Raw genomic sequence first — 3,821 nt, forward strand, 5'->3', positions numbered from 1 at the left:
TCTCAATCAAGCGGCGCGCTATCACAAGCTTATGGCCACGAAGTTGGTTTCTTTTATAGGCAAGCTGAAGAACCGCTTGGATACCGGGCTCGTCGGCGGTGGAAATATCGACTGCGACCGACAGCGGGATCTGGCCGGAGTCGACGGCCCGCAGAAGGCGCTGTTCGCCTTGTGACAGAAGGCGTGCAATTCCTCTGACATATTCGGTCGAAAGACCGATCTTTGCTGCGATGTCGGCGTCCGAATAGCCGCTTTCTTTCAGCCGACCGATATCGCGAAGAAGGTCATAGGCGGTATGATACCGGCGAGCACAATTTTCCACCAACCCTTTAACCAGCGCTTCGGCCCTGGTTGCCTCTATCACAAAGGCGGGAATCTCGGTCTGGCCCAGCAGCCTGAAGGCCTCGATCCGCCCCTGGCCGCACACCAGATCGTGCGTGAAGGCGCCTTCGTCGACATCGCTTTTCGTCACCGTGACGGGACGCTTCAGGCCGACGCTCTTGATGCTGTCGACAATATCCTGGAAGGATTTTTTGCCTCGGGTGCGCGGGTTGGTAATTTTGATCGCGTCCAGGCGCAGGAGCGAGATTGGTCTGTTGGTGGCGTCCATCAGCGAGCGGCCGTGATGGCGTTGCGTTCGGCCAAGGCGAACAGCGGATCCAGCGATTTGAAGAAGAAAGTGTTGAACTCCAGTCTCTTGTTCAAGGCGCGGTTTAAGGGTTTTCCACCAATCTCATTTGCTGGCGCAATCAGATAATCCAGGATCGTCTGGTTATCCGGGCTCATGCGGATGGCCACTTTCACGTCCGCAGCGGTACCCCGTTCCGCAGGGGCCAACCAATGAGGATAGCCGTATGGCGTGTTGCGACAGCGACCCATCGCAATGGATACAGTGAATTCATCATTGACGCGAAGCACGCCGAGACCGCTCTGACGCACCGCAGAGCCGCCCGCCCGCTCAATGGTCGCGACTATCGTTTGGACGACTTCTTCGAAGATCTCACCAAGCCGCCTTCTGATATCAAGAAACCGATAGTTCTGAGACGGATCGTATCCAACGAGCTTGTAGGCTCGCAGCAGACTGCCAAATTTTTTCCTGTAGCGGCTGCTTGGCGGACAATTTGCCGCCGCGTCAATGATCGGACCTGAGAGGGTACCGTGCCTCTTCAGAAGTTCGGCGAGCACAACCAACATCTGATCGTTGCCCATCTTAGATGAGCGGGCGTCGGCTATGACTTGAGCCCGTTCGAACAGTTTGCGGTCTACAATGGGTTCAAAGACACCATCGGCGCGCACCCATTTGGTCGTATCATTGGTCACCTTCCTTTGCTTGAGCTTGAAAGACTGCCGATTCCAGACGTTGTTGCCCACATATTTTTCGTTGCTGAGTATCTGATGAATGGATTCGCGTTTCCACGATCGATTGAGATCGGTGACCACTCCCTTGGTATTCAACGACCGCGCAATTTGCAGCTCGGTCCGACCACCCTTCACATATTCATTATAGATCCAGCGCACCGTTGCAATTTCATCAGATGGTCCAGGTACGAGGATGACCCGATCCGTCTGGAGGCTCTTGTACTCTTTGAGAGCGAGCATGGTCTTTGTGCGCCCATGCTGGTCGATGAGCCGGCGCCTCAGGCCCAGGCCGGACGACCCTCCTTGCCGGTATCCCATTTGAATGAGCCTGCACTGCCCGGCAAACACCTTGACCGACAACACGCGACTGTGCTCGGCCGCCATGGTGCGCTTTATCGCCTTGAGCAGGTCTGATGCGATGGTGCCATCGTTGGCAAACTGTTCGCCACAGTATTCAATTCGCACTCCGGCAACGCGACACCGGTACTCGTACGACGCACTCTCATCGGGGTTCGGGAATCGCCCCCAGCGGCTCACGTCGTAGACGATGATGATTTCGAAACCCGCGTTCTTCGTCTCGACGTCCGCCAACAGCCTTTGCAAGCCGGCGCGACCTTCAAGGTTCAAGCCGCTGCGACCAGCGTCCTCGTATGTGGCTACGATGTCGTAGTTCATCGCAGCCGCGAAGGCGCGGATTGCATCCTTCTGATTGTCGATCGAGAAGCTCTGGCGGTCAGTAGACATTCGCACGTACTGAGCTGCGCGCACGCGTTGTGCGTCTACAGAAGGTCGACGGGCCGTGTGCGCCTCTTCCATCACTCCGCGCCTAAAAGGCAGATTGAACGTTCGCTTGAACCAGCGACCCTAGCGGCATGACGCTTCAATCCCGTTACACATTGACCGACACTTTGTATCGAATGAGGCTTTGTTGCCATGAACCGAGAGGGTCAAAAAATAGCAGGCAGGGTTTCTATCAACGCCCGAGAAACCATGTCTTTTATCGTGAGGCCTCGTGCCCCCGTTCCGCCGCATTGCGGCCGCAGGTGGCAAGCCATAGGGATTTCAGGCCTTCAAGGGAGAACGCACATGAACTTTCACAAAGCCATCGCAGCCGTGCTGATGACCGCAGCCCTGGCAGGCTGCGCGCAGACCGAAGGCCAGCAGCGGGCCGGAACCGGCGCGCTGATCGGCGGCGCCGGCGGCGCCCTCGTCGGCCAGGCCATTGGCGGCAACACCAAGAGCACGGTCATCGGCGCGGCCAGCGGCGCCCTGCTCGGCGCCGTCGTCGGCTCAGCCACCACCCCACAGCGCCGCGAAGACCAGCGCCGCGGCGACCAGATGTGCCGCTACCAGGATCGCGACGGCCGCATCTACACGGCGCCCTGCGACGACCGGTACTACAACGGCGATTATTGATGCGAGCCTGACGGCGGGACGCGTTTGCCAGCAGGTAGTTGCTCAAGAAAGGAAGGGGAGCTCGTCGCCCGATCCGGCCTCGGTCGGACGGAATGGACGCGTCCGCGACACGTCCATAGGCATATCAGGCTACGTCTATCGGGCGAATTGCGCGGGATCCAAAACGCGCTCACAATCCAGTCTTCCGGAGCACAGTACGCCTCAAGAAGCTTGCTGATATTGCTATCGGATTGTTTGCCGACCCCCGTCTTCCCCCCGAAGCCCTGTCGGCAGACGAGGCGGATTCTGTCCCCGGATCCGCCTCTTTGATGTGCGAGGTATCGGCATTCCGCAGGCCGGTTCCGTCTTCGGGCAGCCCCGGTCCCGTCGCCTCGGCCCGATCAGGCTTCAGTGCTATTTATCGCGATGAGCGTCATAATGACGCTGGACGCGGTGCGGTTCCAGTTCGAGTGCCAGTTCGGCGTTGGTGGCGAACTCGCCGGCCGAGGAGGCGTCGAGGAACACGCGGTACGAAGTGCCGGCGACCGTCCTGGATTGTTCGCCGGCTGCGCACGCGGAGCGACGGATCCGGCGTCTGACAAGATCATGTGAGATTCCTTTGTTGAGAATTGGAGGTCGGTGACGAGCCCTCCCATGGCGAAGCTTTGTTGTCACTCGTTGGAGGGCCTTCGAGGGGGAAATTGGCTCGCTGTCATTTTTTGCCCACTTGGCCGGGCTAGACTGTTCTTCGCGGCGGGTTGTGGAGGAGGTCGATGTGACGACAAGCCTTGCCGCCCTGAAAAGCCAAAGCAAACGCGCCGTGAAACGGCTCATCGGCTATGATTCCCGCAACTGGCTGCGCATCCGCCAGATCGAGGCATTCAGCCTCTTTCTAGAAGCCGCCAACCGCAAGGCTTCCGATGTGATCGAGATCTCGCCCGGCTGGAACCGCTATTGGCGGGCGATGTGCCCCAACTACCGCTCGGTCGATTTCCCTGCTTTCGACATCTGCAAGGACCGCACCGACGAGCAATATTCCATCGTCATCGCCCACCCGGGGCTGGCGC

General features: G+C 58.9%; 4 protein-coding genes and 1 pseudogene. 3 read left to right on the top strand and 2 right to left on the bottom strand.

The annotated features are described in order from the left end of the window. Together EN993_RS32585 and EN993_RS32590 are read right to left on the bottom strand one after the other, a co-directional pair. Positions 1 to 610 (bottom strand): ParB N-terminal domain-containing protein (locus EN993_RS32585; RefSeq protein WP_127265879.1); only part of this gene is annotated, 610 nt, incomplete at its 3' end. After that, complete coding sequence (locus tag EN993_RS32590; RefSeq protein WP_127265880.1) at positions 610 to 2,175, bottom strand: recombinase family protein; 1,566 nt, start codon at positions 2,173 to 2,175, stop codon at positions 610 to 612. The genes EN993_RS32585 and EN993_RS32590, both read right to left, overlap by 1 nt. Positions 2,176 to 2,445: 270 nt before the next feature. On the opposite strand from EN993_RS32590, the gene EN993_RS32595 reads away from it, so the two are divergent. From EN993_RS32595 to EN993_RS32605, 3 genes and pseudogenes are all read left to right on the top strand, one after another. After that, on the top strand, positions 2,446 to 2,775 hold the full coding sequence (locus tag EN993_RS32595) for a YMGG-like glycine zipper-containing protein (RefSeq protein WP_127265882.1): 330 nt from the start codon (positions 2,446 to 2,448) through the stop codon (positions 2,773 to 2,775). 417 nt (positions 2,776 to 3,192) lie between these two features. Beyond that, positions 3,193 to 3,366 (top strand): hypothetical protein, encoded by a 174-nt coding sequence (locus tag EN993_RS32600; RefSeq protein ID WP_164757957.1) that lies wholly within the window; start codon positions 3,193 to 3,195, stop codon positions 3,364 to 3,366. Between the two features lie 163 nt (positions 3,367 to 3,529). Then, positions 3,530 to 3,821, top strand: a pseudogene (locus tag EN993_RS32605) (SAM-dependent methyltransferase); the annotation flags it as partial.

It is taken from the genome of Mesorhizobium sp. M7D.F.Ca.US.004.01.2.1 (assembly GCF_003997785.1).
In the GTDB taxonomy this organism is placed as follows: Bacteria; Pseudomonadota; Alphaproteobacteria; order Rhizobiales; family Rhizobiaceae; genus Mesorhizobium; species Mesorhizobium loti.